Genomic DNA, 6,210 nt, shown 5'->3' on the forward strand with positions numbered 1-6,210 from the left:
CTCGTCGGCGTGACCGGAAGCGGTAAGACCGCGCTGACCAACCTGGTTCCGCGATTGTTCGACGTCACTGCCGGGGCGGTGACGATCGACGGCATCGACATCAGAGAACTCGCGCTGTCCGACCTGCGCTCGGTCGTGTCCGTCGCGTTCGAGGATCCCGTGCTGTTCTCGGCGAGCGTGCGCGAGAACATCGCACTCGGACGCCCCGACGCCACCGATGCCGACGTCGACGAAGCACTCGACATTGCGCATGCGCGGGATTTCGTCGACCGTCTGCCGTGGGGACTCGACACTCGGATCGGTGAGCAGGGCATGAGCCTGTCCGGCGGGCAGCGTCAACGACTGGCGTTGGCGCGCGCAGTCCTCGGAAAACCGCGAATTCTGGTGCTCGACGATCCGTTGTCGGCACTCGACGTGAACACCGAAGCGATGGTGCAGGAAGACCTTCGGAGAGTGTTGACGCACTCGACGACGTTGCTCGTTGCGCACCGTCCGTCCACTGCCGCACTCGCAGACCGAGTGCTCTATCTCGAGAACGGAACGATCGTGGAACAGGGAACGCACGAGCGTCTGCTTGCGACGTCGGCGAAGTACCGCTACGTCATGGGGTCGATCGATGGCTGACACGGATACCGAAAAGAACTGGCGCGGCGTAGGAAACGAGGATTCCGACGTCGACTCGACCGGCAACCTGGTGCTTGCGGGACGTTCGCGGCGACTGCTGATGTCGCTCGTTCGTCCGTACAAGAAGCAGGCGTTGCTGGCGCTCGCCATCATTCTCGTCGACAATCTCGCATTCGTTGCGGGCCCGCTGTTCATCGCCTACGCCCTCGATCACGGGATCTCCGCGGCCACGGGCGGAGACTGGACACCGTTGGCGTGGACGGTGTTCGGCTACATCGCGGTCGGAATCCTCGGTGCGGTCACCACGTACACGTTTCTCATCGTGTCCGGGCGGCTCAGTCAGGCAATCCTCTACGACCTGCGCGGGCGGGTATTCGAGCATGCGCAGAAGCTGAGCCTGTCGTTCCACGAGAAGTACACCTCGGGTCGGTTGATCTCTCGAATCACGAGCGATATCGAGTCGCTGCAGACGCTTCTCGAAAGTGCGTTGAACGACGCATTGTCGGCGGTGCTGTCCATCGCCACCATTGCGGTGATCCTCGTGTATCTCGATCTGCCCCTTGCGTTGATCGTCCTCGCCGGCTTCGTACCGCTCGTGCTCGTCACCAGGTGGTCGCAGCGTGCGCAACGATCCGGCTACCGGCGCACGCGCGTGGCCATCGCCAAGGTCGTCGTTCACTTCGTCGAATCCATGGGCGGAATCCGAGCCGTCCAGGTGTTTCGTCGCGAGAAGCGCAACGACACGATCCTTTCGACCGAAGACACCGAGTACCGCGACGCCACCACCGCGGCGCTACGGGGAATGGCGAGCTACACCGGCATCGTGCGGTGGATCGGCAACGTCACGCTCGCGATCATCCTCGTCTTCGGAAGCTACCGAGTCATCAACGGACACATGGACATCGGTGTGCTCGCGGCCTACGTGCTGTATCTGCGCCGGTTCTACGGACCCCTCGACGAACTCGCCCAGGTGTTCAACTCGTACCAATCGGCAGCGGCCGCGCTCGAAAAAATCTCCGGTGTGCTCGAAGAGGAGCCGTCGGTGCTCGCGCCGGAACGCCCCGTACACCTGGGGACCGCGCAGGGAACCGTCGACTTCGATCGCGTTCGGTTCGCCTACAACAGCGAGCGCGTCGTGCTGCCCGAATTCTCGCTTCACATCCCGGCGGGACAGGTCGTGGCGATGGTCGGAGCCACCGGCGCGGGCAAGTCGACCCTCGCGAGATTGCTCGCTCGGTTCTACGATCCCACCGAAGGCAGCGTCAGCCTCGACGGCGTCGACCTGAAATCGCTCGGCGACGAGAACATGCGCCAACACATCGTCATGGTCACGCAGGAGTCGTTCCTGTTCTCCGGGTCCGTCGCGGACAATATCCGCCTCGGCAAACCGTCGGCGACCGACGCCGAAGTGGCGGCCGCAGCGGAAGCCGTCGGCCTGACCGAGTTCATCGAATCGCTGCCGGATGGCATCGACACCGACGTACGCAAGCGGGGCGGACGGCTCAGCTCGGGCCAACGCCAACTCGTCGCGTTCGCCCGGGTGTTCCTGGCCGCACCCGCGGTGATCGTTCTCGACGAAGCGACCTCGAGCCTCGACATCCCCAGCGAGCGACTGGTGCAGCAGGCTCTCGAAACGATACTGCAGGGCCGAACAGCGTTGATCATCGCGCACCGACTCTCCACCGTCGCCATCGCCGACCGCGTGCTGGTGATGGAGAACGGCCGCATCGTCGAGGACGGCAGCCCGGAAGAGCTCATCGCCGGGCACGGGCACTTCGCGGGTCTACACGACGCGTGGGAGAGCAGTAGTGCGCCTGCGGCACCCGTGCGTGAAAAGTGATGTTCCAACAACGTTTTTGGCACACGGCCGCAGAGCGGCCTACCAGGGTTGGATCGGCGGCTTGACCCACATGATCTTCTCGTCTGCATGCCCGGGGGTCGCCGCCGGATGAGTGGGATTGGCCGCCGCCCACTCGTTCTTGCGGTCGAGCAGTTCGGCGGTGATGGTCCAGGTCTCCATCGTGCTGGGCGGGTGGATATCGGCCGCGCGGGCGAGTTTGCGACGGACCGCATCGGTGAGCGCCAGTAGTTCGGCGCCGTCTACACCGCGTTCCCAGATGTACCGGGCCAGCGCCGTTGCCTTGTCCTGCCGGCTCTTGGCGGCCTGCTCGGAGTGTGCGAAGTCGAAGTCGCCTGCAGTCACGCGCTCAGACTAGTGAGCGTGAGCAGTCTGCGACAGGTGGGCCGATGTATGGAGACCACGTAGTCGTCGTCGAAAACGCCGGTTTTGGAGGGTAGAAACTCGGTGGGACGGGGTAAGCGTGGGCTCTTGGGACGAGAAAAGTCACTACCGCTTGATCTTCGGCCCCACCTGTCGCTTACCGTAGTCGGGTGACCACTCCAACCCCGGGTGTAGAGCGCGCTTCGAACCCAGCGCAAGCACCGGCAGCGCCCACCTCAGACGCGACGCAGCCCTGGCCGGCAGTCTTGACCTGGCGAGCACACGAAGTTCCCCGAATGGAGTCGGTTCGTGTGCAGCTCTCCGGCAACCGGATCAAGGCAGCCGGACGCATCATCGGCGGGGAATGCTCCGAGCACCCGGCGTTCAGTGCGTCCTACGACCTGGTGACCGACGAGAACGGCATCACCCGACGCCTCTCGCTCCGCACCTCACTCGCAGGTGGAGAGAAGCAAGCGTCCGTCAGCCGCGACGCCGAGGGGTATTGGATCATCGAATCGGCCAACCATCAGCGCTCGACGTACCACGGCGCGCTCGACGTCGACGTCGTGTTCAGCCCGTTCTTCAACACGCTGCCGATTCGCCGACTCGGATTGCACACCGATTCGGCCGACGTCCAGGTGCCCGTCGTGTACGTCAACCTGTTGGACCTGAGCATCCGTGAAGCCGAACTGACCTACAGCAGCGGATCCGACGGAATTCACGTCATCTCACCGGTGTCGACGTCTTCGGTGACAGTCGACGCCGACGGTTTCGTCGTCGACTACCCAGGACTCGCCGAGCGGATCTGACGCACGACCCCGCCCTCGCGGGCCGCCGCCCGAAGCACCTGGAGCCACCCGTCGGCTCCGGGGTCGACCTCGGCGATGTCGAACCGCTCGTGCGCGTCGTAGAGCGTGCGGGCGCGGTAGCCGTCTGTCACCAGCGTCTGCGTCGTTCGTTTCTTCACCAGTTCCTCGCGGGCGCGGGTCAGTAGCTCGAGGGCTTCGTCCAGCGCGTCGCCGAGCGCGTCGGCGTTGCCGTCACACATGGCGCGAACGAGATCGGGTGACGACGACGCAACCCGCGTGCCGTCACGAAAGGAGCCCGCGGCCAACCCCAGCGCGAGCGAGCCACCGGTCGCGCCGACCTGAGCGAGGGTTTCCGCGAGTAGATGCGGCAGGTGAGAGATCCGCGCGACAGCGCGATCGTGCTCACCGCTCTCGACCGGGACCACCACCGACCCGCAATCGAGCGCGAGCGACGCCACCGCGCGCCACACGTCGGGATCCGTGCCGTCGTCGACGGTCACCGCCCACACGGCATCGCGGAACAGAATGGGATCGGCCGCGGCCCACCCGGAATGGTTGGTGCCCGCCATCGGATGACCGCCGACGTAGCGGGCGGACAGTCCATGCCGATCCACCGCGGCCGCGACTTCTGCTTTCACGCTCACGACATCGGTGATCGGATTGTCGGGCGCATGTTCGGCAATGGCGTCGAGAATCGCATCGACGGCGGGCATCGGAACACCGATCACGATGAGCGCACCCGTCTCGGCTGCGCGCGTCAGTGCCGCCCGCAAATCGGTGCCCGTGTCGTAGCCGGCCTCTGCAGAACCAGCGATGGCGTCCGCCGACCGGTTGTATCCCCACGCCGTCCGGCCAGCACATACTGCTGCCTGAAGAACGGATCCACCGATCAGTCCTAGCCCGATCACACACAGGGGAGCTTTGGTCACGTCACCAGGTTGGCACAGGAGTGGAGCTTGCGGAACGACCAGGTGGGGTCGGGAGTGGAGCTTGCGGAACGACCAGGTGGCGGGGCTTCGATCGGGGGTGTGCGAGGTGGACTTCATTTTGGGGCTGTTCGGCGACTACCGTTGCGCGCATGGCTGCACAGCGCGGGAGTAACAACTCCGCCAAGGCGAAGAAGTTCGACGGTCCGGATAGCCACGCATTCGACGATCTCGAAGGCTTCGGCGTCGCAGTCGTCCGCGAGGACGGCAAGTGGAGGGTGACGCCTCTGCCCGCGCAGGCGCTGACGTCGCTGTCCGCGGCCGAGACCGAGCTGCGTGAGATGAGGAGTTCGGGGGCTGTATTCGGCCTCCTCGATGTGGACGACGAGTTCTTCGTCGTGTTGAGACCGGCGCCGTCCGGCACCCGCCTTCTACTGTCGGACGCGAGTCTCGCAGGCGAGTACGACATTGCCGCGGACGTGCTCGACGAACTGAACATCGACATCCCCGACTTCGAGCCCGACGAGCTCGACGACGTGGAGCCATGGCCAGAGGGTGACATGGCGTTGCTCGCCGATCTGGGCCTGCCCGAAGCGGTGATGGGCATCATCGTCGCCGAGACGGACCTGTACCCGGACGAGCAGCTCGGATCGATTGCTCAACGGCTGGGGTTCCCGGACGAGTTCGCGGCGGTGCTGGACAAGCTTCCACGTTGACGGTTCTGCGTTGACGGTTTTGCGGGACCACGACCTCGTCCGCGCCGCCCTGACGGCAGCGGAGGAGGCGTCGGATCTGGACGTTCCGGTCGGTGCTGTCGTTTTCGACGCCGAGGGCCGGGAGCTCGCGCGCGCCGCGAACGCCAGGGAAGCGACCGGCGATCCGACTGCGCACGCTGAAATTCTTGCGCTCCGACGAGCTGCCCTCGTTCACGGAGACGGCTGGCGACTCGAAGGATGCACGCTCGCGGTGACGCTCGAGCCCTGCACGATGTGCGCGGGCGCGTTGGTGCTCGCCCGGGTTGATCGAGTGGTGTTCGGAGCATGGGAGCCCAAGACGGGAGCGGTGGGCTCGCTCTGGGACGTGGTTCGCGATCGACGCCTCACCCACCGGCCCGAAGTGCGCGGGGGAGTGCTCGAACAAGAGTGCAGTGCAGCCCTGCGTGCGTTCTTCTCTACACGTCGCACATGAAGTTCTCAGGTTTGGTCGGACCACCCACGGGTACTCACCGAAGGTACGGGACGCACACGCGTCCGCTACATCGCATTCTTCGGGAGGCAAAAATGGGACTCGACGACAAGATCGGTAACAAGAGCGAGGATCTGGGCGGCAAGGCAAAGGAAGCTACCGGATCGGTCACCGGCAACGACGACCTCAAGAACGAGGGCAAGGGCGACCAGGTCTCTGCAGCTGTCAAGGACGGCGCCGAGAAGGTCAAGGACGCCGCAGGCAACATCAAGGACAAGCTCACCGGACACTGATTCGACGCGAGTGACCAGGCGATTTAACGTCTGGACGCCACTGCGGTACAGTTTTTCGCGGTGGCGTGTCCGAGCGGCCTAAGGAGCACGCCTCGAAAGCGTGTGACGGGTAACCCCCGTCCGAGGGTTCAAATCCCTCCGCCACCGCCATA

Annotated in this window: 8 protein-coding genes and 1 tRNA gene; 7 read left to right on the top strand and 2 right to left on the bottom strand. The window is 64.9% G+C overall.

The features are described from left to right. Together WBQ44_RS02375 and WBQ44_RS02380 are read left to right on the top strand one after the other, a co-directional pair. On the top strand, nucleotides 1-624 hold a 624-nt coding region (locus tag WBQ44_RS02375), incomplete at its 5' end, for an ABC transporter ATP-binding protein (protein WP_495565137.1). Then, nucleotides 617-2,464 (top strand): ABC transporter ATP-binding protein, encoded by a 1,848-nt coding sequence (locus WBQ44_RS02380; protein ID WP_495565138.1) that lies wholly within the window; start codon nucleotides 617-619, stop codon nucleotides 2,462-2,464. The genes WBQ44_RS02375 and WBQ44_RS02380, both read left to right, overlap by 8 nt. Before the next feature lie 39 nt (nucleotides 2,465-2,503). On the opposite strand, the gene WBQ44_RS02385 is transcribed toward WBQ44_RS02380, so the two are convergent. Next, nucleotides 2,504-2,827: a hypothetical protein gene (locus tag WBQ44_RS02385; protein WP_495565139.1), complete on the bottom strand. Its 324-nt coding sequence runs from the start codon at nucleotides 2,825-2,827 to the stop codon at nucleotides 2,504-2,506. Nucleotides 2,828-3,141: 314 nt separating this feature from the next. Here WBQ44_RS02385 and WBQ44_RS02390 point away from each other — a divergent pair, with 314 nt between their 5' ends. Further along, a complete protein-coding gene (locus WBQ44_RS02390) occupies nucleotides 3,142-3,654 on the top strand; it encodes a putative glycolipid-binding domain-containing protein (RefSeq protein ID WP_495565140.1) in 513 nt (170 codons plus the stop codon). Here WBQ44_RS02390 and WBQ44_RS02395 read toward each other — a convergent pair. Further along, the gene (locus tag WBQ44_RS02395; RefSeq protein WP_495565143.1) at nucleotides 3,627-4,601 is read right to left on the bottom strand and encodes a prephenate dehydrogenase; all 975 of its coding nucleotides are present in this window, start codon (nucleotides 4,599-4,601) and stop codon (nucleotides 3,627-3,629) included. The two genes, WBQ44_RS02390 and WBQ44_RS02395, sit on opposite strands and share 28 nt — an antisense overlap. 131 nt (nucleotides 4,602-4,732) lie before the next feature. Between WBQ44_RS02395 and WBQ44_RS02400 the strand changes: the two genes are divergently transcribed. The 4 genes from WBQ44_RS02400 (at nucleotide 4,733) to WBQ44_RS02415 (ending at nucleotide 6,208) form a co-directional block, all read left to right on the top strand. Then, nucleotides 4,733-5,296 (top strand): tRNA adenosine deaminase-associated protein, encoded by a 564-nt coding sequence (locus WBQ44_RS02400; RefSeq protein WP_495565141.1) that lies wholly within the window; start codon nucleotides 4,733-4,735, stop codon nucleotides 5,294-5,296. A 19-nt stretch (nucleotides 5,297-5,315) separates the two neighbouring features. After that, a complete protein-coding gene (locus WBQ44_RS02405; protein WP_495565144.1) occupies nucleotides 5,316-5,768 on the top strand; it encodes a nucleoside deaminase in 453 nt (150 codons plus the stop codon). A 92-nt stretch (nucleotides 5,769-5,860) separates the two neighbouring features. Further along, the gene (locus WBQ44_RS02410; RefSeq protein ID WP_495565142.1) at nucleotides 5,861-6,058 is read left to right on the top strand and encodes a CsbD family protein; all 198 of its coding nucleotides are present in this window, start codon (nucleotides 5,861-5,863) and stop codon (nucleotides 6,056-6,058) included. Between the two features lie 59 nt (nucleotides 6,059-6,117). Beyond that, nucleotides 6,118-6,208, top strand: a tRNA-Ser gene (locus WBQ44_RS02415). Nucleotides 6,209-6,210: the final 2 nt, after the last annotated feature.

Source organism: Rhodococcus sp. (in: high G+C Gram-positive bacteria) (assembly GCF_049591685.1).
GTDB lineage: Bacteria > Actinomycetota > Actinomycetes > Mycobacteriales > Mycobacteriaceae > Rhodococcoides.

Bases quoted from the DNA above. Each gene is read 5' to 3' on its own strand.
- WBQ44_RS02380 (WP_495565138.1), top strand. From the start codon at position 617: ATGGCTGACACGGATACCGAAAAGAACTGGCGCGGCGTAGGAAACGAG.
- WBQ44_RS02390 (WP_495565140.1), top strand. From the start codon at position 3,142: ATGGAGTCGGTTCGTGTGCAGCTCTCCGGCAACCGGATCAAGGCAGCC.
- WBQ44_RS02400 (WP_495565141.1), top strand. From the start codon at position 4,733: ATGGCTGCACAGCGCGGGAGTAACAACTCCGCCAAGGCGAAGAAGTTC.
- WBQ44_RS02410 (WP_495565142.1), top strand. From the start codon at position 5,861: ATGGGACTCGACGACAAGATCGGTAACAAGAGCGAGGATCTGGGCGGC.